The organism is Trinickia sp. LjRoot230 (genome assembly GCF_964253315.1).
In the GTDB taxonomy this organism is placed as follows: domain Bacteria; phylum Pseudomonadota; class Gammaproteobacteria; order Burkholderiales; family Burkholderiaceae; genus Trinickia.
Genome location: NZ_CAXUQX020000002.1, coordinates 477021 through 502758, shown reverse-complemented (window position 1 = coordinate 502758; position 25738 = coordinate 477021). Strand labels below are relative to the sequence as shown.

The window sequence follows — 25738 nt, the reverse complement described above, 5'->3', positions numbered from 1 at the left end:
GCCGCGCGCAACCTTTGCTTGCCGAAGACGTCGCATCCAAATGAGATTACTTCCGATATCCTCGAGCTCGCGCGCGTTGCGGCTCCGATTCACAATCACGCGATAGCAAAGACATATTCATGAAGCACCCGATCCTTGTATTGAACGCTGGGTCGTCCAGTCTCAAGTTCTCGATCTTTGAATCGCTCAAGCATCACTCGCTCGTCGTTGCCGCACACGGCGAGGTGGAGCGTATAAACGATAGGCCGCATCTGATTATCAAAAATTCGCGAAACGAGACGATCGCCGATAGCGACATCGCAGGACGCGGGCATCATGGTGCGATCGCTGCTATTCACGAGTGGTTTGCGTCACACGTTGGCGGTGACGTCGGATTTGACGGTGTCGGTCATCGCGTGGTGCACGGCGGTCAGCGTTTTGTCGCTCCGGTCAGGATCGATGCGGAAGTGCTTGCGGCAATCGAGGCGCTGGTGCCGCTCGCCCCACTACATCAACCCCATCATGTCGAAGTAATTCGCGCGATCAGTGCGGTTGCGCCGGACGTCGTGCAAGTGGCGTGCTTCGACACGGCTTTCCATCGGACGATGCCGATGCTCGAGCGTGAGTTTGCGCTGCCCCGCGCGCTGACCGCGCGGGGCATCGTGCGCTATGGGTTCCACGGTCTGTCGTACGAGTACATCGCCACAGCCCTCAGTGCGCTCGACCCGAACTGGATGCAGCGGCGCACCATCGTCGCCCACCTTGGCAACGGCGCGAGCATGTGCGCGCTCGCGAACGGCGAGAGCGTCGCAACCACGATGGGCTTTACTGCCGTCGACGGCTTGCCGATGGGCACGCGAACTGGCTCGCTCGATCCGGGTGTGCTGTTGTACCTGCTACGTCATGACGGACGTTCGATCGACGACGTCGAGCACCTGATCTATAGCGAGTCCGGCTTGCTCGGCGTGTCTGGAGTCTCGAGCGACATGCGCGAACTCACGCAAAGCAAGACAGCTGAAGCTGCGCACGCGATCGACTTGTTCGCTTACCGATCGGCGCGCGAACTTGCTGCACTGGCCGGTGTGCTCGGGGGGCTCGACACGCTTGTGTTCACGGCTGGCATCGGCGAGCACGCACCGAACGTGCGCGCGGCCATCTGCCAACGCGCGGCGTGGCTCGGCATCACACTCGACGAAGCAGCGAACGCAGCCAACGAGGCAATCGTATCGGACCGCCGATCCGCCGTCACCGTGCGCGTCATCCCGACCGACGAAAACCTCGTGATCGCGCGTCATACTCGCAATCTGCTGGACAGCTGACCCGTACACGGACAACCAGTCAACGTGCAAACACTGTTGCACGACCATTCTGATGATCGAACCATGTCGCGTGCCTGAAACATGAGCGGATTTTTTGACAGCCTCGAACTAAGTGGTCCGGACTCGCTTGACAGCCCTCGAGCTGCGCGCGCGTACCACTGGATACAGTGGGTCCTCTTCGGCAGCAGCCTGCTTGCGATCCCGGCCTTTTACATGGAACTCACGGCCAGCTCACCGTTCTTGCTGAACGCAGGCCGGATTCTTTACCTGTGCATGGCTACGGGCTTTGCTTGGTCGCTGGGTTGGATGGTGCATTTGAGCCGAAGGTACCGGCATCTGATTTGGCGCAATCGGTTCGACGTTTTAGTGTTGGTCGGTGCGGCGGCAAGCATTGGTTGGGGCGGCAACCCATGGTCATCGTTGGAATGGCTATTACGCATGACGTTCATGGGTATGGTGGCGCTGCGTATCGTTATGTCCCTGCGCCGTTTCCTTTCACCCAACCGGCTGCTTTCTTTGTTGATGGCGGGCGCCGCGTTGCTGGCATTGGCAGGTGTGGGGTTTTATTGGCTCGAACCGCGAGTGCACTCATATGCGGATGGTCTTTGGCTCGCATTCGAGAGCAGTGCTACCGTGGGATACGGGGACGTATCGCCAACGACACCTGCGTCGCGGGTATTCGCAGTTTTCGTCGTGCTATTCGGCTATGGCATGCTGTCTCTCGTGTTTGCGAGTATCGCCGCGAAGTTTATCGGACAAGAAGAGCGGCTGCTGCGGCATGAGATGCACCAAGATATAAAACGCCTACACGAAGAGATGGCTGTTATTCACAAGGAACTTCAGGGGCTGCGCGAATCCATGAACACTAAATGGCCGCCCGCTCCGGCAGGACATCTGGATGAATAAGGCTGTCCTGTGCTTCTGCGTTTTCAGGCGGATGCAGCGACCAATTAATGGAATACGACCTCGGCAACGCCGGCCATCGTACAGACAGCGACCACCGCCAGCGGCGCAACGCTCCACCGCGTGAGTAGAAAAAACCCGATCGCCGAGATGGAGAAATCGAGCGTGGAGCGGACTGCACTGGTCCAGACTGGCGAGTAAAGTGCCATCGCCAGTAATCCGACGACCGCGGCGTTGACCCCGGCAAGCACGGCAGCCATCGACGGATGCGTGCGCAATGCTTGCCAATACGGCAACGCAGCGAGGACGAGCAGCAGCCCGGGCAGAAAGATGCCGGCAGTGGCCAGTAAAGCGCCCGTCCAGTGGGTTGGCGCACCGGCCAGCATCCAGCCAAGAAAAGACGCGAAGGTAAACAGGGGGCCGGGGACTGCTTGCGCGGCACCGTAGCCGGCCAGAAAATCGTTTGACGAGACCCAACCGGTGGATACGGTCTGCTGCTGCAAAAGCGGCAGCACGACATGACCGCCACCGAAGACGAGTGCGCCGGATCGATAGAAGCTGTCGAACACTTTGATTGCCTGATTGCCATGCAGTTGCGCGAGGATCGGAAGGCCGAAAAGTAGGATGAAAAAGACGATCAATGCCACTGTGCTCGCGGCCCGGGGCACGCCGAATTCTTGCAGACGTTGTTGCGCGCGCCTGAAACCCGGCGGCATCGGCGTCTGGCAGAACAGCAATCCGAGCGCTGCGCCGAGGGCGATCACGATGACCTGTGCATAGACAGTCGGTAGCACGCTGAGCGCGGCCAGCGCGACGAGTGCAATAGCGGCACGGCGATGATCAGGGCACAGGCGACGTGCCATGTCCCACACGGCTTGAGCCACGACAGCGACGGCGACGAGCTTCAATCCGTGGATGAGGCCATTACCGAGTGGTCCGCTCAGACTCGGGGCAAGGACTGCAAACATTAGCAACAGCAGGATCGATGGCAGCGTGAATCCGCACCAAGCGGCGAGCCCGCCGAACCAGCCTGCTCTAAGTAAGCCAATCGAGAATCCGACCTGGCTGCTTGCAGGCCCCGGGAGGAACTGACACAGCCCGACCAGATCGGCGAACGTTTCATCGTCAAGCCAGCGTCGCCGTTCGACGAATTCACGACGGAAATAGCCGATGTGAGCGATTGGGCCGCCGAAGGATGTGAGCCCTAGCCTGAGGAATATAGAGAGAACTTCGAGCACGGCGCCTGCTCGTGTCATTGTCAACCTTTCTCAAATGAAAGCATCGGGAATCGCGCAAAGCCATTTACGTTGGCTTACCGGCATTGTTTTGATGCGAGCGGTCGTTTTGGTTGCCTTTGTTGATTCGCATCAACGCCGGCGCCAAGCTGGGGGGCAGGATATATCGAACAGAGAAAGAAATGGCGTGAGCGTAACAAACGGAGACGTACGATGGAAATATCATTTCGCGATTTGATGACGGTCATGCACGGCATGGGTTTTGGGGCGCTCTTTATGCTCGCTTTCTCGGGCGCGATCGCGGAGCTTTACCGCATGACCGCTCCGGGGGCGCCGTTAATGCCGACTCCGAGGGAGCACAAGCTGCTGATGCTGTATCTGGTCGCGATGGTAGTCCTCGCATGGGCAGCCACCCTTTCTGGCGCGTACGTCGTCTACCCGTGGTATCGCGCGGTACCTCCGGCTGGCCTCGCGGATCTGTCAAATTATCCGCAGCGCCTTTTGATGTCGAGTCGTGACACCTCTGGATGGCATAGCCTCGGGATGGAGTGGAAAGAGCATGTAGCTTGGCTCGCGCCTATCTCCATCACGATGGTGGCGTATGTGTTCGGGAAATATGGGCCCGCACTCGCACGGCTGCGGCAAATCCGCCACGCAGTTCTTGGGTTTACGCTCGTCGCCTTTGTCGCCACGGGCGTTGCCGGCGCGTTCGGCGCCTTCTTGAATAAATATGCGCCGGTGCGAGGCGGCACCACGATTCATTTGATGACGGGAGAATCCAGATGAATACCTATCAACCCGCGAGCACTCCACGAACGACAGGCGACGCAGTCTCGACCGAGAAGACGGCCGCAAATCGACGCTCAGAAATGGTCGGTGCGACGGATACGGTCGTCAATGGGCCGGCTGCCGCCGCGATTCTCGCCGCAGGTATCGGCTGCTTTGCTGTCGGCTTGTTTGCACTCGCCGGCGATGCATTTTCGGTCTTTGCGCATTTCTTCACCTTTTATAAACCTACGGGACCACTTTCCGGGGTAACGACGAGCGCGATTATCGTGTGGCTGCTGTCGTGGTTCGCGCTGTCGCGTCGGTGGGAGGCAAAATCGATCGCATTGGGGCGGATAACGACGATCGCGTTCGTTCTTTTGGCTTTCGGTGTCCTGCTGACATTCCCTCCCTTCATGGACCTTGTGCAGGGCAAATAGCCAGTTATTCAATGTGTCGCTACTTCACTGACCCTCGACCTGCAACTCAGAGGGAAGGGCCGTCGAGTGATCAAGGATGATGCTGCGACCTTTCCTGCAACATGCTCACGAACGGAGCGCGGAATGACACAGATGCAACTATTGACCTATGAGGCTATTCCTGGGCTTGCCCCGAAGTCGACGGATGGCGACGTCGCGCAGACGATCGATTTGCCCCGCCCGCAATTGGCGGCGAGCATGCCGCTGATGGCGGCGCTTTCGCTTCGCGCGAGCACTCGTGAATTTTCAACGGCGCCGCTGCCTCTCGATATGCTGGGGGCATTGCTTTGGGCAGCCGACGGCGTCAACCGGCCGATCACGGGAGGGCGCACCGCGCCATCGCCGCATGGATTCCAAGAAATCGACATTTATGTCGCACTCCCGAACGGCGTGTATCGCTACGATTCTCCGACGCATCGGTTGATACTCAAGCATGCTATCGACGCGCGCAATATGACCGGATATCAGGACTTCGTCGGTACCGCGCCACTTGATCTCGTCTACGTCGTTCATAGCAGCAGACTGCTGACCATGCCCGCCTCGCAGCGCGACATCTTCTCGGCAGTGACGGCGGGCGCAATTTCGCAGAACGTCTCGCTTTTTTGCGCGTCCGCGGGCCTCGCGACTGTGGTGCGCGGTTGGATCAATCATCGCTTGCTCGGCGATGCGCTAAGCCTCAACGAAGACGAACTACCCATTCTCGCGCAGACAGTTGGTTTGACGACGGGGCGAGACGAGGAAAGTGGTCCCGCAAAGGCGTAAAGGGACGGTGGCAGTATCGTTCTCGATGCCCGTGTCGTTTTACGTATGGGCATCTGGTCTGCTCTTCGCGCGTTCGTTGATCTTCGTCAATCCGGTCGCGCCTTGCCGGCGCGATGTTCGAATCAGCGGCATTGACAGAACCTGGCATTGGGACTTTCCGGCTTGTTTGCCATGCTTGCGTTCTGATAGCGCTAGAACGCCGGCGTTTCGATTCGATGGTTATAGCAACCGCATAGCAAGGAGTGCGCAATGAAGACGGACGAGCAATTGAAGCGGGAAGTGGAGGAAGAACTTCACTACGATTGCGCGATTAACACCGCCAATCTCGGCGTCGAAGTGAAGGATGGCATCGTCACGTTGCTCGGATCGCTAGCGAGCTATGTGGAAAAGATCGCAACCGAAAAGGCTGCGCAACGGGTGGCCGGGGTGAGGGCGGTTGTCGTCAAATTGGAGGTCAGACCGCCCAGCAACGACATGTTGCCCGACGAAGAAACCGCCAATATGGTGCGATCGGCCTTGCGCTGGACGGCCGGGCTTTCGCAAGACGCCGTCAAAGTGCAGGTTGAAAAGGGCTGGGTGACACTGCGCGGCGAAGTGCCAAGCGCGCACCTTGCACATCGTGCGACCCGCGTGGTGCGCCGTCTGCGTGGGGTGACGGGAGTATCCAATTTGATTGATGTCGTCGGCGTTCACGCAGCCGCCGACGATATCGCCAGCGAAATCGGCCGTGCGCTCGAGCGTCACGCAGCGCGCGAAGCGAAGCATATCCATATCCAGGTTCGCGACGGGACGGTGACGCTTAGTGGCAAAGTGGGTTCGTATGCGCAGCGATCGGCCGCACGAGGCGCAGCATGGTCCGCGACGGGTGTGCGCGCCGTCGTTGATGAGTTGGACATCGAGTGACCTGATCGGGCGCGAGGCAATGCTGTCATGAGCGAGAGCGCCAGCAAAGTAACTGCGACAAAAGGCGGGCCAACAGACCGACAAGTCGTACGAAATTAGTGCAGAGCTTCCGGGACTCGATGAAAAAGATATCGAGGTGAAACTTGTCGACGGCAGCATCACGATCAAAGGCGAAAAGCGAGAAGAAAAGGAGGAAAGCAAGAAGGACTATTACCTCCGTGAACGTCATTTCGGCGCTTTTGAGCGTACGTTTCGCGTGCCCGAAGGCGTGGATGCGGAAAAGATTCAGGCGACGTTCACGAAGGGCGTCCTTGCCCTGACATTGCCGAAGCGAGCGAACGCGCAGAAACCTGAAAAGAAAATCGAAGTGAAAGCATCTTGAGGCCTGCGGCTGGCCGGGATGTCCAAGAGGCGATCCCGGCTGGCGTTCTCGCGGCTGTACCCGGCGCAGCGAACCGCCGTTAGTGCGCCCGACGGACGTGCATTGCCGCATGGAGTGACCATGGCACAGATAGTCACGATTACGCTGAATCCCGCAGTGGACATCTCATTCTCGGTCGCGCAGCTGTTACATACGAGAAAGCTGCGTTGCGCGCAGGCGCGCAAGGACCCAGGCGGGGGCGGAATCAACGTCGCGCGCGTATTGCAACGTCTCGGAAGCGAATGCGTTGCGATTTATCTCGCTGGCGGCAATACCGGGCTGGAACTCGGTCGGTTGCTCGATGCCGAGAACGTCGGAGGCGAACGAATTGCGATTCAGGGCGAGACAAGGGAGAACGTGACGGTGCATGAAACGTCGACGCACCGCGAGTTTCGTTTCGTCATGGAGGGTCCTGAAGTTTCCGGGGCCGAATGGACTCGCTGTCTCGAGCGGCTTGGCGAGTTCGATTCGGTACCGCGTTACCTCATTGCAAGCGGCAGCCTGCCACCCGGCGTGCCTTCTCGATTCTATGCAGAGCTCGCACACTGGGCCCGCGCACACGACGTTCGCATGGGACTGGACGCATCGGGCGAGGCGCTTGCCGAGGCGCTCGAGGTCGGGGTGTTTCTCGTAAAGCCGAGCCTTCGCGAACTGTGCGAACTCGCAGGCGCGGAATTGACAGAGGAAGCGCAATGGCGCGAAGCGGCCCAGCGGCTCACACGAGAGTGCCGAGCCCATTGCGTAGCGCTGACGCTTGGTGAACGCGGTGCGATGATGGCGACGCAAGAGCGGATCATCCGTCTTCCCGCGGTGCCAGTGCCGGTCGTTAGCGCCGTCGGCGCGGGCGACAGCTTCCTTGCTGCGCTGGTCTGGGCACTCGAACACGATGCCGATTGGGCGCACGCTCTGCGCTATGCCATTGCGGCGGGCAGCGCGGCCGTGATGAATCCGGGAACAATGTTGTGCAATCCCGCCGACGTCATTCACCTTTATCGGCAGTCGTTCGATATCCCTCTAACCACTGATGGCCGCTGATCACGCCATCTGCGCGAATCAGCCCGGGCTGTTTGGCAACGCGGTGCCATTGCCCGCGGCATCTATTGCGATGCGCGCGCACACGCCGCGACGCGCATGTTCGAAAAGACCTGCGAGTAACGGATCTAGTCCTGCGCCCTCGTCATAGACGAGTCCTGTGAGATCGAAGAGTCGAAAGCCGCCGCTGGTGACGAGTCCAGCTTCTGGCGTGTCGCTCATTCGCACGCCATGGTCGCGCGCTCATTCCTCAGCTCTATCGATTTCATCGAGCGTTGCTTCGTTGCCGAAAGGAAAGGCGGAGCGATCTCGGGTCTGCGGTATGGCGTCGATTGTGAATACAATCTTTTCGTCGAACTCGAGTACGGGCTGACCAAATAGATCTTCACCCCGGCGGCAGGCGACCACCGGCGCGCCATTCGAGCGTCGCTTTTCCGGGTTTGGGGATACGAACTCGCCCGCATCGGCCACGGCAGATGAAGCGGGCACGAATACCGGCCCGCCCATTATGTCAGCCAAGTCTTTTGCGCAAGCAGCTGCAAGCTGATCCGGCATGTTTCTGATTCGCCATGCAACAGCATCGCCAGGGCCGAGTTCGTCTACCGAAGTGAGCAGCAAGTAAATCGTCTCGTGCGCATCCATCCGGCGTCCCTCGGGATGCAGGAAGGCCCCATCCGCGGTGCCTTCAACCTCGACGTAGAAGTAGCCTTCGGGTACATATCGGCGCGACGGCGGTTCGACCGGGCTGGACCGGTCGAGAGCGGGCGTCGGAAAAATCAAGTCGGCCGTCTTCAACCGAAAATTACCGGCGTCGGTCGTGACCGAGGCTGGCAGCATGGGCCTTGGCGGTTCGTTCGCCAGAACTTGCCTTTCGAAGATCAGCCGCTTGTCGAGCCAACCTAATTGCTCGAATCGGCAAATAACGCGACCAAAACCATGATGCGTCATCATCGTCCGCATTGCATGCGCAAAGTCAAGATCGCTGGCGCTAATCGCAGCTTCCAATGCGGGTGGTAGAAGGGAAAACATGATGCCCTTGTCAATTTCGTCGCGGTACAACTCGATGAATTGGGAAACCACGCGCATGACGATATCGACGATCCTGTCAGGAGGTATGCCAGCAAGCGGAACATTGATAAAGCGCGGCAATCGTCCGTTCGACGGTCTTTCGAAAGCGATGCGGAGGTTCACATTATCGAGGCCACGTGCTTCGACGACGCGTTCGTCATAGGAGTTGGAAACCCGTGCGAACGCAATGGACTTTACATTCGGCCACGCTGGCTCATCGCTTTGCTCCCCAGGGGGTTGCCGCACCTTCGCGAAACCACTGCCTGAGCACGACTCTATTGGCAGGTGCCACGCCAAAGTCGAACCGCATGTTCAACGCAGCGGCGTTCGTGCCAGACGCGTAGTCCAATTGCTCGGCATCGTTGAATGGCGCAGGAAAACGATTGATCCACGCCGCGGCTTTTAACGCGGCGAAGCGCTCGACGGTACGCTCATTCAGCGACGAATCATCCCGATAGTGCTGGCCGTGAAATCCGCATTTGAGACGATGTCGTTTGGCGTGCGCCAACTCGTGCAACAGTTCGATCAACTGGTTTTCGCGTGACTTCAACAGCAGTGCCGCATCGATCTGCATAACGCGCACGTTCGCGTCGGTGACGTAAAATGCGCTCGGTCCATCCGCGATATGAATTTCGTCGAACAGCGCTTGAACGTCGGCAAAGCCGGATGCTTGCACTGCCTCGTTTATCGCCGTCGACGCCCGCCGCAAACGTTGTGTGCGCGTAACTGGACTATCGGCTGATGCCGAGTCAAACACGATGCCGCAATTGCCGGCGGTTTTGATCGATGCGATCGGCGCATTGCGTATGCCCGGTTCAATTGGGCGTGTCGCACCGCGTTTGCTATTGCTGAGCGGAGGCAGGCAGGCGGGCACTCGCTCGATTTGCGACTCCGGGTGTCGCGCTGGCGGGATCGACGAGGTGCTAAGGAACATCTGATCTATTGACGTTTTGAACGTTGACGTTCATGCCAGCAATTTTCTGCGAGCTTCGATGATCGATTTTTCCGGCCATCACGCTACCAATCGAGGCCATATCGGCCCCGAGCGCCGATTTTCCGAGGCAGCGGACGGATTTTTCCCATCAAGCCATCAGCTTTCGCCTCGCTAGATAAAGATTCGTCAGGCCGATCAGCGAGAACACCTGCGCCGCGTTCTTCGCCAGCCCTTTGTAGCGCACCTTCGCGTAGCCAAATTGCCGCTTGATCACCCGAAACACGTGCTCGACCCGGGCCCGGATCGAGGACATCCGGTGATTGAAGCGCTTGTTTGCGCTCGTCAGCGGATACGGCTTGCTGCCCTTGAGCGCAACACCCCAGAACACACCGGCTTCACGCGCCAGACGCTTGAACGCGTTGTTCACGTAGCCCTTGTCGCCGAACACCGCCCGATCGCTCTCTCGCAGCAGCACCGGCAACTCGCTCACGTCCGCCGTGTTGGCCGGCGTCACCGATACCGTATGCACCAGGCCGCTATCGACGTCCGCCCCAACGTGGATCTTCATGCCAAAGAACCACTGGTTCCCCTTCTTCGTCTGATGCATCTCCGGGTCGCGCTGCTTGCCCTCGTTCTTCGTCGACGGCGGCGCATGGATGATCGTCGCGTCTACCATCGTGCCGCCCTTGAGCAGCATGCCCCGTGCTTCCAGCGTCTCGTTGATGACGTTCATCATCTTCGAGGTCAACCCGTGCTGCTCCAGCAGATGTCGGAACTTGAGGATCGTCGTCTCATCGGGCAGCGCATCGTCCGACAGTTCAAGCTGCGCGAACCGGCGCATCGATTCGATCTCGTAGAGCGCGTCTTCCATCGCCGGGTCCGACAACGCGTACCACTGCTGCATGAAGTAAATCCGCAGCATCGTGGCCAACGGCATCGGCGGTCGGCCACGCCGGCCCGACTTCGGATAGTGCGGCTCGATCACCGCCAGCAACGCCGTCCACGGCACCACCGCTTCCATTTCCGTCAGGAAACGCTCCCGGCGCGTCTGCTTCTTCTTTCCATCAAACGCCAGCGAGGCGAACGTCGTTTGTTTCATGGCTCGGAGGCAAGTGGCAACGGATCAATCTTAACGGCTCGAATAGATCAGATGCTCCCTAATGGTTGCCAGCGATTTTCCGTCGTCAACCGTTAGCCGGCGGCTAGTGTTATTGGGTCCCATAAAACATAGGCGAATGCGTCAGCATGTGGATGCTGCTCCATGTTGGCGGATAGCGTAAGCGATTACCGATATGGCGGATCGCTTAGGCAGTGCCATGCATTTTACTTGACCAGTATATTTATGTAATAGAGCTATTTGGTGCGACTTACGAATTTTGCTTCGCTTTTTCATGAGCGTGTGCGCATTGAGATGTTATTAAACGTCCAGTCTGTGTTAATTCATCATTCAATATTTATGACGTCCTGGGTGCCTAATGTCAATGCCTCCTATCCGCAAACTGGTCGACCTAACGAAGGCACCACCCGCGGAAGTCAACACAGAAACAAGCGATTCTTCGCATGCAGCGCATCCAACCAAACAAGGCACAGTCGCTGGCGTTCTTGCAGGCCTGAACCATCAAAGACCAACGGCGAAGACAAACGCCGGCGCGGTGCCCGCGGCGACACGTGAGATCGGGAATGCATCTGTGTTGTCCGCGCCGAACGATGCGCAGGATTCTTTGGTGAGCAACCCATTTATCGTGGATCGAAAACACCGAACCATCACGAATGATGGGAAAGCTTGTCTTATCCGCGTGGGCGACAAGAGTCGTCAATTGAGTGCTCGGGAATTCCTAGCCGCGGACCTATTAATAGATAACATTGGACAGTACGTGTCGATGGATACGTTATGTGAGCAGTTGGATCTCGGCGCGGAAAGCGTAAAGATCATGTTGTTTAAGGTACGGCACGCGCTGGGCTTGGGAAGCACTCACAATCTCTACTCATCGTCGTCGTCGTTGGTCCTGATACCGGATGGAAGCCCGGCGCGCGGATATGGAATATTTAGATCTCGGAGGGCGATCGACGAACTTGACGCGGGCGCGGGCGCGCGCGGCACTCAGGAAGCGCTGTTTGTGGATTTGGAACCGCAAGCGCAGTTGCTTGATTGTCCTCCTGATGCCCCGTATTTGGCCGTGCGGATAGCCAACTATGAATTGTGGCTATACGTCACCGAGATAACGGGGCGCATCAAGCCCGAGATCAGATGGAAGGCGTTGCCGGGCGAGGCGTCTTCGCAGCCGGTGGACGCCACGGTTGAGCTTATGGTGGGGTGGGACCAGGGGCGTGGCGTCTATGCGCTCAAAAAAAAAGGACGTTCTACGTTTGTCAGCAACGCTTTGCTCAACGGCGCCGAAGCAGACGATATTTTCTATATCGTCGAGGCACTGAACGACCTGCCGGAAGGCGTGTTCAAAGTCGAAAGCGCATGGGCGGCGAAACCGCGGGCGATGATGACTGCGATACAGGGCTACTTGGCTCACGAACAGGTCCAAGCAAGCGGCATTCCGTTCAATGTGACGCAAAATTCTGAGGTCCAGGCAATCGTTCTGGCTCAACTGGGCGCGCAACGTCACGGGCTGCTTGGCGTCAGTCCGCTTCCCGTGTATGACTTGAGCTCCCCTTACCCTAGCAATGCGCTGCTCTACATCAATCCAGTCTTCCGCGTGAAAGGAGGCCCGCAGTTTGGAATACGACCTACGTTGCCGGGGCAGAATGGAGGAAAAACTGCGACGTTTTATCAAGCGGATGGCGTATCAACGTTCGTTTTAGGTGTGTGCGAGTATGACGGGGAAACGTTAGTCATTGCATGGGATCCCGCAAGTTATCCAGAAATGAGAGAACGGACCTTGATGTCCGTTGAAGAGGACACTCTGCGGGAGGCCCAGCAAAGCCACCGGCTTGTAAGCCAATGGCGACGGCAGTTGAGGAATGGTCGATCGGAAGAAGTCCTCGTCGCACCGCTCGACCTGCTGGCGGAACTGATAACGATGCGATCGCGGCCCGATCCGCGGCGGCGACTAATTGATGCACTGGGCGGTGAATCTATCGTACGCCGGCGCTTCAATGAACATGTCTGGACGATGATGGTGGACGAGCGCCTTCTCCATATTCAGTGGTGTGGTGCATTGCTTCGCGGCAATATTGAGCCGCATATCACGCCGTTTTCGAGCGCCGAGCGTTTCGTGCCGCCGGCGCCAGATACCGTCGCAATTTTGGCTGCATATGATGCGAGTAACGACGTCGTCGTGTTTTGGCGCCAAGATCAGATCGATGCCGCAGGCCCCAATTTACTTTTGATCGCGCCAGAGAGTGTACTCGAGGATGCTGCCCATAACGGCACCGCCTTACATACGACGGAAACGGGGCGCCGTTCGATTCAATTCAGGGATGTCGTTGCTTCGCCCTATGAGAGTCGCCACGTGTCGAGCGCATTGCGTCAGCTTTTGAGTGTGCAGGACCGGTCTCAAGTCTGGCGAACCCGTCGATCAGACGTTCATGACGAACTGGAAGCGTATCTGCGACCCGTGGAATCGGGCAGTACGCGAATCCGGCCGTGGCCCGTCACAGTCGATCTGCCAAACCTTGGAGAGACTTCGCTTGATCTCTTTGCCTATCGTGCCCAACCAGTGTCAAAGGATCGTCCCCACCTGCTGGTAATCCAGCCGCATATTGTCGGATCGGAAAAGCGCAATTCATTTTTTTCCGGTGAGCGCCGGCCTGTGGTGCTGGGCGAGTGGAAGGGCATCTATTTTCTCGTTGATCCTAAAGCGCATCCAACGATGAAGCTTAATCAGCGGATCACGGTTTCTATCCGTCCCGAGTTATTGGAAAAAGTTCGATCGGAAGGCATCTGGCAGATTACACGGCCGATAGGGGCGGGTGAGTTCGAAGAGAGGGTGATTTTTTCCACTGCGCCGCGCTTGCTCGACGCCATTGCGATGCGCTTGGTTACGCCGCCGATACTGAACGCAGGCGCAATCCAGCAAGCCGTGAATGCTGCGGATCCGGATGCGCTGGAAGCGATGGCAACGCGCATGCGATATGCGCTCGATCTGCCCGACAGAGATGCCCTCACGGGCACCCGGAACATCCCTGATCGGCCGCTGGTGATCGCCGGGCCGCCGCACGGCATCGCTCTATTTGACTTCGACGTTGAAGAACGGCTTGCCATCGCGCCAGAAACCGAGACTGACCAGCAGCATCTTTTGCGCATACATTCGGATGGTGCCGGGCGCGCCGTTGTGCTCAACGCCCACCTGTGCGCTGTATTGCAGGAAGGCGAGGCCCCGCGATGGCCGTCGCGGCGGCAATTCGACGTATTGTGGGCGCTGGCGTATGCCGCCGCTTATCACCAGCCGGTTTCAGCGGAAGTGATCGAAGCGGCGTGCATGGGTTCGCTCGAATGGTTGTTTCTTGGCAGCGCGTCTCCGTTCGCATTGAGCGTCAATGCGATCAACGGCGCCTACGGGGTTCGATATCGACGTGCCGGCGGCTCCAGCGAAGATGAAGAGCGCATCCCCTCGAGAGCACTCGACCTGCTGCTGAACCACGGAGCGCTTTATGCAGAGCCGAAGGCAAATCCGATTCTGGCGTGGAAGTTCATGAAAAGGGTGGGACTGACAAAGTTCCTGCCTGCGGGGCCGTACAGCGACGTGTTGTTTCAGCTCGGTGGGCGACGCGTAAGGGTATCGGGGTTGTGCCGTGTTTTGTGGCGAACAAAAGACGGACAAACGGCATATGTGGTGCCCCGGTTGTCCGAAAAGCAATTGAATCGGATCAGGTCACATCCAGAAGAACTCCATGTTCTTGCTGGCTTTGATCCGAGCGACGGCGCGGAGAGCTGGGTATTCTGGCGAGCCGACGCCCATATCGATCGATTAAGTGATCCTGGCTATCGCATTTGCGTGAGTGCTCAGTCGCTAGGTGCTTCCTCGCACGAATGGCGCCCGATGGAGGATGGTCGGGATGAATTGATTGCGATTAGCCATGCCAAGGGGCCGCTTAGCGCATTGCGGCGGTTATTGAACGACGACGTTCTAGGGCAGACGGTTGCCGTTTTGGAGTCCGAAGTATCTGGGGAAGGCATAACGATTCAGCAGGCCTTAGGTGTGATGCTGCCGGCTCAACAAATCGCACTCTCGATGCGTTTGGGGCTCGCTCCGTACACGAGAAGCCACGGCATAGAAGAAATAAAACAGGTTGTTGGTGTTGTGCCCGGAGCGGACGCGATTCGCAAGGCGATCCCGGCCGCTCGCGAGGCGCTTGCGGCTGGCGAGCCGATTCCCAGCCTGTCGGATGTGTTACGGCTGCTGGACGACGAGCATGCGGAACACTACATGGGGTCGCGGACGTTGTTTAAGATGCTGCGCGAGTTATACGGCTTGGGCGCTAGCGGTAAACCGATGGCGATATCAAAAGCGTTTGCTGGCTGGGAGATTGAGCCGCGCCATTGGCGGATCTGTTATCGAGAGTTGGTCATGCGCTTAGTATGGGGTGCGGCGCGCGGTGGGGCGTTGGCTACTCAGTTCGTCAGTATTGACTCACCTGCGGCGGAGCCCACTGCCTCGCCGGATTCGACGCTTCCGCCAGTGAATGCGCCGCTGATTAAGCCAGACGTTGAAATCGACCTGGAACGAATGAACATCGATTTGCCCGATCGCTCCGAACTCGAGGCGAATCAAGCTTCAGCGTTGAGCTACTGCAGAGAAAAACACGGTTTGCATTGGCCGAACGGTGTGGCTTTACCTACGGCGCTCGCGCGACTTCCCCCTGACGCAGAGTTGGTCGTGCGAGCCTATTTGGGATTATGGCCGTACGGGCATCGCTATACGTTGGCTGAGCTTACCGCTCAATTCGAAATCCGCACGGTGTCTTTGACAAATACGTTGGTCACTAATGCGCTGGACGAGTTGCTGGCGCATGCCGAATCGTTGCACGGGAGAATTTTACCCGTTGCGCAGCCGCGTCCGACGCTGGAACGGCTCGTTGAGCTGCTCTTAATGAAGGGCAGCGCGTTGAATAGCCAAGAGTTGAATGCGGTACTGATCCGGCATGGGTTGGCCGGCATGCGCGCTATCGTTTCCGAGCCGACGCGGCGTGGGACGTTACGTCGATATCGTGATTCATCAGCCTACCGGAGCGCGATGGAGAAGTTGACCGGAAGGTCCGAGCCAATTCAGGAGCGTAAGGAAAAGGAGGCTTTCTGGTCAACTGATCAGATCGATGAGATTTACAAGCGAATCGACGCGGGCGAGTATGCCAAAACAATCCTTCGGCTGCGCGACTCGGAGACACGAGACGATACTTTTGCTGACATGGTGATCAGATTTGCTGTGATTGCAAATCGCCGGAAAATTCATCGCTTGAGCGCGGTGCAAGGTCGGAGATTAAATACAATGAACAAAATAAGCGATGAGACCTCGATGGATTATGAGACGGCGGTCACGAAGCTTTATGGAATCGATCCGCAGTTCGAAACATTTATGCAGCGTACACATGTACTGGACGTTGTTCGCGAGCGTTCGCTGGTAGTTACAGACGCAGAAGCTGATGAACTGGCGCTGATTGTAGAAGACGGATCTCGCGCATTCAGCGAGTTTCAAGTTGGGAACATACGGCTTACGTATTATATAGCCAAGCGCATGGGCTACAGCGAGGATAACTACGAGGCCGAAGAAATTATCGACTACGCAATGGAAGGAATGAGGCGCGCAATTCTCGGGAATAACCCCAAGATGTTGTTTGCATTTTCGACTTATGCGAACGCGGTAGTCAGGTCAGTGGTACTTCGTCAGTCGTCGCTTCGGCATGCGCAACGCTTGAGCGTGTCAATTGGACGGGCCCACGAGATCATCATGACACGTGCGATGCGCCGGCAGTTGCGTGAGGCCCTGCAGCAAGCGTTTCCGCAAGCGCCGCGCGAACCAACATCAGAGGAACTGGCGAAAGCGGTGCTCGAATCGAGCCTGCGAGCACGGGTTCGAAGGGTTGAACAAAGTGAACCAACAGCCCGGCAGATGCAAACTGCCTGGAAACAATTCATGCCTGAATATGTCCTTCGAATCGAAGAGAATATCGAACTATTGGAGCAATATGACGGTATCCGTCACCAACGAAGTCTCGATCGTTCCTTCTCTGATGCCAACGCAAAAAATCTTTACGACGTCACGGCATCGTCTCAGGATCAGATTGAATTTGAGGCTGCGGAGAACGATGGCAGTGCGTATGCCGTCATGGCTGGCGACCTGATTGTCGCCTTTAATGAGGCCGGCCTTACCGAGAGAGAGCAATATGCGCTTCAGCACAGCTTCGGAATTATTGGCTACGAGCGCCGATCCGCCGAAGAAATCGCCGAACATTATCGTATCGACGAAGAGGCTGTGGCCAAGGTGATTGAATCCGCAATGATGAAGGTCAGAAGGTCGCCGGATGCACAAGGTGTATTGATGCGCTACCTTCGCCCCGATCGCTCTGGCGATTCGCAATGATGCGATCAAATTGCTTCGGCGTCGGGCGCGATCAGGACGAGATCAGTCCGAGCTACTGCAACGCACGGCAGGACGAACCCTTCAGCCATCTCCTCTTTGGTGAGCCCTGGCCATTCGATGCGATAGAAAACGGTGCCGCTCGCCAGGCGGCACATACAGGTACGGCAGGTGCCGTTGCGGCACGACCGGGGAAGCCTCAGTTTTCCTGCAGTAGCAGCTTCGAGCAGCGTGAGAGGCTCGGGCGCTTCGAAGCAGTGGCCGAGCGGTTCGACGCGTACGAACGGGGGACGCTGGGCAGCGGGCATGGATGTCTCGCGGAGTTATCGCACTGCAGCATACTTCAACCACGGTGCCCAAAGATATTTCGGACTCCTACGTAAAACGCACCCCCATGCGATGCGCGACGAAGTGGCCACACGCACAAAACTTGCGTGTTGCTGCAAACGTTCTAAAGTACATGCAACCGACGCAATCCAGCTGTTTTCCGCCGCGTCGGTTCGGGCTGCCTTCATCCAGCACGGTTATCGGCGTCTGTCGTCATGACAAAGGCGAATCTCATGCAGATCAGTTTCCCAAACGAAGTGCCGGAATATTCGGCCCGTGAGCTGACGCTTGCATTTCCTGCGCTCGTCGACGGGAAACTCGTGCTTTGCGAAATAACGGCGGAAGCGCTTGAGGACCATTTCGGAGCGGCGTCACCGCGGCTCGAGGACATGATCGGCGCTTTCGACGCGCACCGCACTCGCATCGAGGCGGCGGCGCGGCGGCTATTGTCGGAAACGAGCGCACAGTGCGCTGTGCTGCGCAGTGGCTATGTCAGGTTCTACGAAGCGAACGCGCGCGCGTGAAGCTGGTAGCGGTGCGCGTTTTTCGTTTATTCGGAACCAAGATAAAAGAATCGGAAGAGAAAGACGGCTGCGATGATCCAGACGACAGCTTTCACTTGCCGCGCGCGACCGGTAAATAGCTTGAGACCGGCATACGCGATGAATCCGAATGCGACACCGTTTGCAATCGAATAGGTGAAGGGCATCAAAAGGGCCGTCAGCGCGGCCGGCACGACTTCAGTTGCATCGTCCCACGGCAGATCTGCGAGCTCGCGCAACATCAGGCACGAGACATAAAGCAACGCGGGCGCTGTTGCGTAGCCTGGCACGACGCCCGCTAACGGTGCGATAAAAAGGCAGGCGAGAAAGAGCACCGCGACCGTGATGGCGGTTATGCCCGTTCGGCCGCCCGCTTGTACGCCAGACGCACTTTCGATGTAAGCCGTCGTGGACGAGGTTCCGAGCAGGGACCCAGCGACGATGGCCGTGCTATCGGCAAGCAGCGCTTTATTGAGCCGATCCATCTTGCCTTCGACGAGCAACCCCGCGCGATTGGCCACACCCATTAGCGTGCCGGTGGCATCGAAGAGTTCGACGAGAAAGAACACGAGCACGACATTGATGACGCCTGTCGAAAGCGCGCCGGCGATATCGAGGTGAAACAGCGTGGCATCGATCGACGGCGGGACGGACACCACCCCGTGAAACTGATTGCCCCCGAAGAAGAATGACAACACGGTCACCGCGAGAATGCCGATGAGGATGGCCCCGCGCACGCGCAGGAAATCGAGTGTGACGATAAGGAAAAAGCCGATGGTGGCCAGAATAACGGGCGGCTTGTGCAAGTCACCCAAGGTAACGAGCGTGGCGGGGCTGCCGACGACGATGCCCGCCGTTTTCAACGAGATGATGGCGAGAAACAAACCGATCCCGCCGGTAATCGCGACCCGAATGGAATGCGGTATGCCGTTCACGATGACTTCGCGCACGCGAAAGAGCGTGACGGCGAGAAACAGGCATCCGGAAATGAAAACGGCGCCGAGTGCCGCTTGCCACGTGAACCCCATTCCTTTGACGACGGTATATGCGAAATAGGCATTAAGGCCCATACCGGGCGCGCAAGCGATCGGATAATTTGCGTAAAGGCCCATGATCAGCGTCGCGAGCGCGGCGACGAGACAGGTCGCGACGAACACCGATTCTTTCGGCATGCCGGCGTCACCGAGAATGGCCGGATTGACGAAAATGATGTAAGCCATCGTCAGAAACGTAGTGAGGCCAGCGAGTACTTCGGTGCGCAGATTGGTGCCGGCTTCTTCGAAGCCGAAATAGCGCCCCGCCAATTCCAGCAAAGAAAAAGCTTTGACTTGTTCCATGGGCGGTCTGTCTCCTGATCCGGTGTCGGTTTTGTGGGGTAGCGCGCGGCAGGCCTTACTGTACACAGCCGCGGCCCGGAAACCAGCCGCGCAACGAAATAACGACTATTTGCCTGAACGGCCACCGCACGCATCGCCCCTGTCGCCAAGACCGCGCCGTACGGACCTTAGCGACGTTGAAGCAGCGTATTGAGCAGATCGATCGGGAGCGGAAAAACGATAGTGGAGTTCTTGTCCGCAGCGATTGTAGTAAGCGTTTGCAAATAGCGCAATTGCATCGCTTGCGGCTCTTGAGCGAGGATCTGAGCGGCCTGCAGTAGTTTTTGGGACGCTTGCAGTTCGCCTTCGGCATGGATGACTTTGGCGCGCCGCTCCCGCTCGGCTTCTGCTTGGCGCGCAATTGCACGAATCATGGTTTCGTTGATATCAACATGTTTGATTTCGACATTCGAGACTTTGATGCCCCACGCATCGGTCTGGCTATCGAGTGTCTTCTGGATATCCGCATTCAATTGCTCGCGTTCAGCCAGCAATGCATCGAGTTCGTGCTTGCCGAGCACCGAGCGCAACGTGGTTTGCGAGAGCTGACTGGTCGCCTCGAAGAAACGCGCGACTTGTATCACGGCTTTTTCCGGATCGACGACGCGAAAGTACACCACCGCGTTGACTTTGACAGATACGTTGTCGCGCGTGATGACGTCTTGCGGCGGCACATCGAAGACGATAGTGCGTAGATCCATGCGAACCGCCTGTTGAATAACGGGTGCAATAAGCACGAGCCCGGGGCCTTTTACTTTCCAGAAGCGCCCGAGCGTGAAAACGACGCCGCGCTCATATTCTCGAAAGATCCGGATCGACGAAGCCACGATCACGATTACGAGCAATAAGAGAAGGCTGGAAAAACCGAACGTAAAGCCCATCATGGCGATTCTCCTTGTTGTGGCGGCGGTGGCTGCGATGGTGCGGCAATAGGTTCGACGGTCAGAACGAGTCCTTCGCGTGCGGTCACGCGCACGCGCGCGCCGGCGGGCAACGCTGCAAGCGCACGGACCCGCCAGCGTTCGCCGTGCACCTGCGCCCACCCTGTCATGGCATGGTCGGCATCGTCAGTCGAGCGCGATAGCGTTTCGTCGAGAATTTCTCCGATCGAGCCGATCATGGCCTCGGCACCGGTCACGATGGGGCGGCGACGCGCTTTGAGTGCAAACCGCGAGACGGCGAAGATGAAAACCACGCTTGCCGCGCTCAGTCCTGCGATGACGGGCAGCGGCACGCCGTAACCGGGAACGCTGGTGTCAACGAGCATCAGCGCACCGGCGGCAAAAGCAACGATGCCTCCGAAACCGAGCGTGCCGAAGGTAGGCAGGAATGCCTCGGCGATCAGAAACGCTAGACCGAGGAACACGAGAGCAAGACCCGTATAGCTGATCGGAAGCAGCTGTAGTGCAAAAAGGCCCAAGAGCAACGAGATTGCACCGGCTACGCCGGGCAACATGAAGCCCGGGTTGGCGAATTCGAAGAAAAGCCCATAGACGCCGATGGTAACGAGAATCAACGCAACGTTCGGGTCCGCGATGACGGCCAGCAGACGGTTGCGCCAGTCCGGCTCGAGCGTGACAAACGAAGCATGGGCCGTCGCGAGCCGGCGCGAGCCGTTCACGGTCTGGACCGTGCGGCCGTCCAGCTTGACGAGCAGATCGGCGACATCGCGCGCGCCAAGATCGACGACATGCTGCTCGATGGCTTCGTTCGCCGGCAGGCTCACGGCATAACGAACGGCCCGTTCAGCCCAGTCGGCGTTGCGGCCACGCATTTGCGCAAGGCCGCGAATATAAGCAACTGCGTCGCCGATACGTTTTCTGGCTTCGGTCGATTGTGTATCGGCCGCGGCTGTTTCTGATGCGGTTGCTGCTCGATTTGCTCGATTGCTGTTTGCGCTGCTAGTGCCGATTTCGATTGGCGTAGCGGCGCCGAGGTTGGTACCTGGCGCCATCGCGGCGATATGGCTCGCATAGACGATATAGGTCCCTGCGCTGGCGGCTCGGGCACCGCTTGGCGCGACGAAGGCAGCCACTGGAACCGGCGAGGCGAGGATGGCTTTGATGATTTGCCGCATTGAAGTATCGAGCCCACCTGGCGTGTCAAGCTCGAGAACGATGAGTGCCGCTTCGTCGTGCGCTGCGCTATTGAGGCCGCGTGTAATGAAATCGGCGCTGGCGGGCCCGATCGCGCCCACGACCGGTATCACGATCACGTTGCTCGTCCGCGCAGCGGCGACGGCCCAGACGATAGATAAAAGCAGGCCGACGGCCACTCGCGCAAGCGGCGCCGACAATGACGTGGCGCGCCGGACGTATCTTGCGGCAATGCGAATGGGCGCGCGGAATGACTGCGGGCGGGTTTCCATCGTGTATTCCGGCGCCCGACGTGGCGCCGCCGGCGGCGAAAGGCCGCGCTGATAACTGAAGATTAGGACGAATTGCCGCTAAGCGGAAACCCGCGCGTGCTGAGGCGGCGCTAGAAGATGGATCGTCCGGTGAGGGTTGTCAGCCATTCAAGTGCGAGCGTGCCGGCAAGCGAATTGCCGTTCGAGTCGAGCCCGGGCGACCAAACGCAAACCGCCATTTCACCGGGCAGCACCGCGACGATGCCGCCACCGACACCGCTTTTAGCCGGCAGGCCGACCCGATAAACGAAGTCGCCGGCGGCATCATAAGTGCCGCAAGTCAGCATTAGCGCCGAGAGGCGTTTGGTGGAACTTGCATCGAGCACGCGCTCGCCAGTGGTTGGCGCGACGCCGCCGTTCGCGAGAAATAGTGCCGCGTGCGCAAGCTCGACGCAGTTCATTTCGATCGCGCATTGGCGGCAGTAAGCGTCCACGACGACTTCCGGCGGCATTTGCAGATTGTCGAAGCTGGCGATGAAGTGCGCCATCGCGCGATTTCTGTGCGCGTGTTGCAGTTCGGATTGCGCGACCCGCGAGTCGTAGTCGATATCCGTCGCACCGGCCAATCGACGCACGAATTGCACGAGTGCTGTTTCTGCGCGTACGAAGCGGCGGCATAGCACGTCGGAGACGACGAGCGCGCCGGCGTTGATGAACGGATTGCGCGGCAGACCGCGTTCCGTCTCGAGTTGAACGAGCGAATTGAACGCGGTGCCGGAAGGTTCGCGTCCGACGCGTTGCCAGAGTTCGTCGCCGAGCAATTGGAACGCGAGCGTACAGGCAAAGAGCTTGGAGATGCTCTGTATTGAAAAGCGTACTTGAGCATCGCCGATGCTGAATACTTCGCCGGCTAGCGTGACGAGTGCCATACCGAAACGTTCGCCATGCACTTTTGCGAGCTCGGGGATGTAGTCGGCGACGCGGCCGGCAGTGCGCCACGGTGCGATGTCTTGATGGATTTGCTCGAGAATCGATTGGTAGTTCATCGGGAGTGGATGGATCGAGGGCGCAGGCGATGCGAGTTGAATGCGGCCGGTCTGCGACGAAGCCCGTATGGAACCGTCAAGCGTCGCCGGCGTCAAGCTTCTCGGCATGACGTTTTTCACTTGCGCGGCTGCGGGAAGGGCACTAGAATTGCGCCCTTTCGCGCGTTCGTCAGGGCGCGGGGGAAGAAGGGAAGCGAGGCTGGGGTGCGTATTGGATAGTTGTCGGGTGGGGAGCGCGGGAGTTCAGGAAGCGCTAAAAACCAGTTGACGATAGTAGTAACGGGCCGCATAATCTCGCTTCTGTGCTGCAAACGCAGCGACGCAAGACAGGCAAGGCGCTGGAGGGGCAACCCGAAGGAAGGCTGGGCTGGTTAAGCGGTGCGATCTTTAACAATTCACAGTCGATAAGTGTGGGCGCTTGATGGCGAGTGCGCAGTTGAGCCTTTCGGGGCTCGACGGTAAAGCGAAAGCATCAAGTCTCACACAGTATTGAGGAAGGTTTAGAGCCGTTGAAAGACGGTTCGAGAACTGTCAGTACGTTGAGTGAGCGACCGATTCTGAGAAGAATCGAAAACAGTAACAGGTATTGAACTGAAGAGTTTGATCCTGGCTCAGATTGAACGCTGGCGGCATGCCTTACACATGCAAGTCGAACGGCAGCACGGGGGCAACCCTGGTGGCGAGTGGCGAACGGGTGAGTAATACATCGGAACGTGTCCTGGAGTGGGGGATAGCCCGGCGAAAGCCGGATTAATACCGCATACGCTCTGAGGAGGAAAGCGGGGGATCTTCGGACCTCGCGCTCAAGGGGCGGCCGATGGCGGATTAGCTAGTTGGTAGGGTAAAGGCCTACCAAGGCGACGATCCGTAGCTGGTCTGAGAGGACGACCAGCCACACTGGGACTGAGACACGGCCCAGACTCCTACGGGAGGCAGCAGTGGGGAATTTTGGACAATGGGGGCAACCCTGATCCAGCAATGCCGCGTGTGTGAAGAAGGCCTTCGGGTTGTAAAGCACTTTTGTCCGGAAAGAAAACCTTTGCCCTAATACGGTAGAGGGATGACGGTACCGGAAGAATAAGCACCGGCTAACTACGTGCCAGCAGCCGCGGTAATACGTAGGGTGCAAGCGTTAATCGGAATTACTGGGCGTAAAGCGTGCGCAGGCGGTTTGCTAAGACCGATGTGAAATCCCCGGGCTTAACCTGGGAACTGCATTGGTGACTGGCAGGCTAGAGTATGGCAGAGGGGGGTAGAATTCCACGTGTAGCAGTGAAATGCGTAGAGATGTGGAGGAATACCGATGGCGAAGGCAGCCCCCTGGGCCAATACTGACGCTCATGCACGAAAGCGTGGGGAGCAAACAGGATTAGATACCCTGGTAGTCCACGCCCTAAACGATGTCAACTAGTTGTTGGGGATTCATTTCCTTAGTAACGAAGCTAACGCGTGAAGTTGACCGCCTGGGGAGTACGGTCGCAAGATTAAAACTCAAAGGAATTGACGGGGACCCGCACAAGCGGTGGATGATGTGGATTAATTCGATGCAACGCGAAAAACCTTACCTACCCTTGACATGGACGGAATCCTGCTGAGAAGTGGGAGTGCTCGAAAGAGAACCGTCGCACAGGTGCTGCATGGCTGTCGTCAGCTCGTGTCGTGAGATGTTGGGTTAAGTCCCGCAACGAGCGCAACCCTTGTCCTTAGTTGCTACGCAAGAGCACTCTAAGGAGACTGCCGGTGACAAACCGGAGGAAGGTGGGGATGACGTCAAGTCCTCATGGCCCTTATGGGTAGGGCTTCACACGTCATACAATGGTCGGAACAGAGGGTTGCCAACCCGCGAGGGGGAGCTAATCCCAGAAAACCGATCGTAGTCCGGATTGCACTCTGCAACTCGAGTGCATGAAGCTGGAATCGCTAGTAATCGCGGATCAGCATGCCGCGGTGAATACGTTCCCGGGTCTTGTACACACCGCCCGTCACACCATGGGAGTGGGTTTTACCAGAAGTGGCTAGTCTAACCTTCGGGAGGACGGTCACCACGGTAGGATTCATGACTGGGGTGAAGTCGTAACAAGGTAGCCGTATCGGAAGGTGCGGCTGGATCACCTCCTTTCTCGAGCGAAGTGCGCTTAAAGTTGAGCGCTCACGCTTATCGACTGTGAAGATAGACAGACTCAGGGGTCTGTAGCTCAGTCGGTTAGAGCACCGTCTTGATAAGGCGGGGGTCGTTGGTTCGAATCCAACCAGACCCACCATGTCGATGATCGTCAGTGCTTTAGCACTTACGAGCATCCCATCCCCGTAGGGGGTGCGGCGGATGCCCTGGGAATGCATTGGTTATGCGGGGGCATAGCTCAGCTGGGAGAGCACCTGCTTTGCAAGCAGGGGGTCGTCGGTTCGATCCCGTCTGCCTCCACCACCCCCTCTATCGTTAGCGCTTTAGCGCTTACGAGAGCGCGGTCCCCGAAGGGGATGGGGCGTCTCCAATGACAAGTGTTTGTGCCAAGTGCGGCCCGAGTCTTTGTCATTGGCGATTGAGCCATTGAGTACGGCACGCGAGTGTCGACTGTCGATCTTTAACAATCTGGAAGAAGAAGTAATGGATATTGGACGCATCTATGAGATGGATGCGAAAGATATCAGGGTAGTGATTGTATCAGTATGAAAAGTTATCGAAAGATGGCTTGGAATACGGCAAACGCAAAACTCAAACCTGTAGCGCAAGCGTGAAGGCGTGCATCGAAGGATGTATGGTTGAAACGCTC

At 58.0% G+C, this 25738-nt stretch carries 20 protein-coding genes, 2 tRNA genes and 1 rRNA gene; 13 read left to right on the top strand and 10 right to left on the bottom strand.

Annotated features, from left to right (window positions below):
- Positions 1 to 119 precede the first annotated feature (119 nt).
- Positions 120 to 1298 (top strand): acetate/propionate family kinase, encoded by a 1179-nt coding sequence (locus ACSQ20_RS21275; protein ID WP_436023932.1) that lies wholly within the window; start codon positions 120 to 122, stop codon positions 1296 to 1298.
- Positions 1299 to 1379: 81 nt separating this feature from the next.
- Positions 1380 to 2204 carry a potassium channel family protein gene (locus ACSQ20_RS21270; RefSeq protein WP_436023930.1) on the top strand — a complete coding sequence of 275 codons (825 nt, stop codon included), beginning with the start codon at positions 1380 to 1382 and terminating at the stop codon, positions 2202 to 2204.
- A gap of 44 nt (positions 2205 to 2248) precedes the next feature.
- On the opposite strand, the gene chrA is transcribed toward ACSQ20_RS21270, so the two are convergent.
- The gene (gene chrA / locus ACSQ20_RS21265) at positions 2249 to 3457 is read right to left on the bottom strand and encodes a chromate efflux transporter (RefSeq protein ID WP_436023928.1); all 1209 of its coding nucleotides are present in this window, start codon (positions 3455 to 3457) and stop codon (positions 2249 to 2251) included.
- Positions 3458 to 3649: 192 nt separating this feature from the next.
- Between chrA and ACSQ20_RS21260 the strand changes: the two genes are divergently transcribed.
- The 6 genes from ACSQ20_RS21260 to ACSQ20_RS21235 all read left to right on the top strand — a co-directional run bounded on the left by ACSQ20_RS21260 (position 3650) and on the right by ACSQ20_RS21235 (position 7801).
- Positions 3650 to 4222 carry a hypothetical protein gene (locus tag ACSQ20_RS21260; RefSeq protein WP_436023926.1) on the top strand — a complete coding sequence of 191 codons (573 nt, stop codon included), beginning with the start codon at positions 3650 to 3652 and terminating at the stop codon, positions 4220 to 4222.
- Positions 4213 to 4641, top strand: a complete 429-nt coding sequence (locus ACSQ20_RS21255) for a hypothetical protein (protein WP_436025793.1) — start codon at positions 4213 to 4215, stop codon at positions 4639 to 4641. The genes ACSQ20_RS21260 and ACSQ20_RS21255 overlap by 10 nt, the downstream gene beginning before the upstream one ends.
- Positions 4642 to 4764: 123 nt before the next feature.
- Positions 4765 to 5442, top strand: a complete 678-nt coding sequence (locus ACSQ20_RS21250) for a SagB/ThcOx family dehydrogenase (protein ID WP_436023924.1) — start codon at positions 4765 to 4767, stop codon at positions 5440 to 5442.
- Positions 5443 to 5691: 249 nt separating this feature from the next.
- A complete protein-coding gene (locus tag ACSQ20_RS21245) occupies positions 5692 to 6345 on the top strand; it encodes a BON domain-containing protein (protein WP_436023922.1) in 654 nt (217 codons plus the stop codon).
- A gap of 52 nt (positions 6346 to 6397) precedes the next feature.
- Positions 6398 to 6727, top strand: a complete 330-nt coding sequence (locus ACSQ20_RS21240; RefSeq protein ID WP_436025791.1) for an Hsp20/alpha crystallin family protein — start codon at positions 6398 to 6400, stop codon at positions 6725 to 6727.
- Between the two features lie 120 nt (positions 6728 to 6847).
- Positions 6848 to 7801 (top strand): 1-phosphofructokinase family hexose kinase, encoded by a 954-nt coding sequence (locus tag ACSQ20_RS21235; RefSeq protein WP_436023920.1) that lies wholly within the window; start codon positions 6848 to 6850, stop codon positions 7799 to 7801.
- 18 nt (positions 7802 to 7819) lie between these two features.
- Here ACSQ20_RS21235 and ACSQ20_RS21230 read toward each other — a convergent pair whose 3' ends face one another.
- From ACSQ20_RS21230 to ACSQ20_RS21215, 4 genes are all read right to left on the bottom strand, one after another.
- Positions 7820 to 8020, bottom strand: coding sequence for a hypothetical protein (locus tag ACSQ20_RS21230; RefSeq protein WP_436023918.1), 201 nt, complete (start codon positions 8018 to 8020; stop codon positions 7820 to 7822).
- A gap of 21 nt (positions 8021 to 8041) precedes the next feature.
- Positions 8042 to 8989, bottom strand: a complete 948-nt coding sequence (locus ACSQ20_RS21225) for a hypothetical protein (protein ID WP_436023916.1) — start codon at positions 8987 to 8989, stop codon at positions 8042 to 8044.
- Positions 8990 to 9080: 91 nt separating this feature from the next.
- Positions 9081 to 9542, bottom strand: coding sequence for a hypothetical protein (locus tag ACSQ20_RS21220; RefSeq protein ID WP_436023914.1), 462 nt, complete (start codon positions 9540 to 9542; stop codon positions 9081 to 9083).
- Positions 9543 to 9948: 406 nt separating this feature from the next.
- On the bottom strand, positions 9949 to 10899 hold the full coding sequence (locus ACSQ20_RS21215; RefSeq protein ID WP_436018149.1) for an IS5 family transposase: 951 nt from the start codon (positions 10897 to 10899) through the stop codon (positions 9949 to 9951).
- Between the two features lie 376 nt (positions 10900 to 11275).
- Between ACSQ20_RS21215 and ACSQ20_RS21210 the strand changes: the two genes are divergently transcribed.
- Entirely contained in the window at positions 11276 to 17332 is a 6057-nt protein-coding gene (locus tag ACSQ20_RS21210) for a hypothetical protein (protein ID WP_436023912.1), read from the top strand.
- A 5-nt stretch (positions 17333 to 17337) separates the two neighbouring features.
- On the opposite strand, the gene ACSQ20_RS21205 is transcribed toward ACSQ20_RS21210, so the two are convergent.
- A complete protein-coding gene (locus ACSQ20_RS21205; RefSeq protein ID WP_436023910.1) occupies positions 17338 to 17637 on the bottom strand; it encodes a 2Fe-2S iron-sulfur cluster-binding protein in 300 nt (99 codons plus the stop codon).
- A gap of 252 nt (positions 17638 to 17889) precedes the next feature.
- On the opposite strand from ACSQ20_RS21205, the gene ACSQ20_RS21200 reads away from it, so the two are divergent.
- Positions 17890 to 18180: a DUF1488 domain-containing protein gene (locus tag ACSQ20_RS21200; RefSeq protein ID WP_436023908.1), complete on the top strand. Its 291-nt coding sequence runs from the start codon at positions 17890 to 17892 to the stop codon at positions 18178 to 18180.
- A gap of 26 nt (positions 18181 to 18206) precedes the next feature.
- Here the strand turns inward: ACSQ20_RS21200 and ACSQ20_RS21195 are convergent, their stop codons facing one another.
- The 4 genes from ACSQ20_RS21195 to ACSQ20_RS21180 form a co-directional block, all read right to left on the bottom strand.
- Positions 18207 to 19535, bottom strand: a complete 1329-nt coding sequence (locus ACSQ20_RS21195) for an NCS2 family permease (RefSeq protein WP_436023906.1) — start codon at positions 19533 to 19535, stop codon at positions 18207 to 18209.
- 167 nt (positions 19536 to 19702) lie between these two features.
- A complete protein-coding gene (locus ACSQ20_RS21190; RefSeq protein ID WP_436023904.1) occupies positions 19703 to 20458 on the bottom strand; it encodes a slipin family protein in 756 nt (251 codons plus the stop codon).
- Positions 20455 to 21942: an NfeD family protein gene (locus ACSQ20_RS21185; protein WP_436023902.1), complete on the bottom strand. Its 1488-nt coding sequence runs from the start codon at positions 21940 to 21942 to the stop codon at positions 20455 to 20457. Before ACSQ20_RS21185 ends, ACSQ20_RS21190 begins: the two co-directional genes overlap by 4 nt.
- A 110-nt stretch (positions 21943 to 22052) precedes the next feature.
- Positions 22053 to 22967 (bottom strand): glutaminase, encoded by a 915-nt coding sequence (locus tag ACSQ20_RS21180; protein WP_436025789.1) that lies wholly within the window; start codon positions 22965 to 22967, stop codon positions 22053 to 22055.
- 588 nt (positions 22968 to 23555) lie between these two features.
- On the opposite strand from ACSQ20_RS21180, the gene ACSQ20_RS21175 reads away from it, so the two are divergent.
- The 3 genes from ACSQ20_RS21175 to ACSQ20_RS21165 all read left to right on the top strand — a co-directional run bounded on the left by ACSQ20_RS21175 (position 23556) and on the right by ACSQ20_RS21165 (position 25392).
- Positions 23556 to 25086, top strand: a 16S ribosomal RNA gene (locus ACSQ20_RS21175).
- Between the two features lie 65 nt (positions 25087 to 25151).
- Positions 25152 to 25228, top strand: a tRNA-Ile gene (locus tag ACSQ20_RS21170).
- A gap of 88 nt (positions 25229 to 25316) precedes the next feature.
- Positions 25317 to 25392 (top strand) — tRNA-Ala (locus ACSQ20_RS21165).
- Positions 25393 to 25738 lie beyond the last annotated feature (346 nt).

Bases quoted from the DNA above. Each gene is read 5' to 3' on its own strand.
- ACSQ20_RS21250 (WP_436023924.1), top strand. From the start codon at position 4,765: ATGACACAGATGCAACTATTGACCTATGAGGCTATTCCTGGGCTTGCC.
- ACSQ20_RS21180 (WP_436025789.1), bottom strand. From the start codon at position 22,967: ATGAACTACCAATCGATTCTCGAGCAAATCCATCAAGACATCGCACCG.
- ACSQ20_RS21260 (WP_436023926.1), top strand. From the start codon at position 3,650: ATGGAAATATCATTTCGCGATTTGATGACGGTCATGCACGGCATGGGT.
- ACSQ20_RS21270 (WP_436023930.1), top strand. From the start codon at position 1,380: ATGAGCGGATTTTTTGACAGCCTCGAACTAAGTGGTCCGGACTCGCTT.
- ACSQ20_RS21235 (WP_436023920.1), top strand. From the start codon at position 6,848: ATGGCACAGATAGTCACGATTACGCTGAATCCCGCAGTGGACATCTCA.
- ACSQ20_RS21210 (WP_436023912.1), top strand. From the start codon at position 11,276: ATGTCAATGCCTCCTATCCGCAAACTGGTCGACCTAACGAAGGCACCA.
- ACSQ20_RS21245 (WP_436023922.1), top strand. From the start codon at position 5,692: ATGAAGACGGACGAGCAATTGAAGCGGGAAGTGGAGGAAGAACTTCAC.
- ACSQ20_RS21185 (WP_436023902.1), bottom strand. From the start codon at position 21,942: ATGGAAACCCGCCCGCAGTCATTCCGCGCGCCCATTCGCATTGCCGCA.
- ACSQ20_RS21200 (WP_436023908.1), top strand. From the start codon at position 17,890: ATGCAGATCAGTTTCCCAAACGAAGTGCCGGAATATTCGGCCCGTGAG.
- ACSQ20_RS21230 (WP_436023918.1), bottom strand. From the start codon at position 8,020: ATGAGCGACACGCCAGAAGCTGGACTCGTCACCAGCGGCGGCTTTCGA.
- chrA (WP_436023928.1), bottom strand. From the start codon at position 3,457: ATGACACGAGCAGGCGCCGTGCTCGAAGTTCTCTCTATATTCCTCAGG.
- ACSQ20_RS21205 (WP_436023910.1), bottom strand. From the start codon at position 17,637: ATGCCCGCTGCCCAGCGTCCCCCGTTCGTACGCGTCGAACCGCTCGGC.
- ACSQ20_RS21215 (WP_436018149.1), bottom strand. From the start codon at position 10,899: ATGAAACAAACGACGTTCGCCTCGCTGGCGTTTGATGGAAAGAAGAAG.
- ACSQ20_RS21275 (WP_436023932.1), top strand. From the start codon at position 120: ATGAAGCACCCGATCCTTGTATTGAACGCTGGGTCGTCCAGTCTCAAG.
- ACSQ20_RS21190 (WP_436023904.1), bottom strand. From the start codon at position 20,458: ATGATGGGCTTTACGTTCGGTTTTTCCAGCCTTCTCTTATTGCTCGTA.
- ACSQ20_RS21195 (WP_436023906.1), bottom strand. From the start codon at position 19,535: ATGGAACAAGTCAAAGCTTTTTCTTTGCTGGAATTGGCGGGGCGCTAT.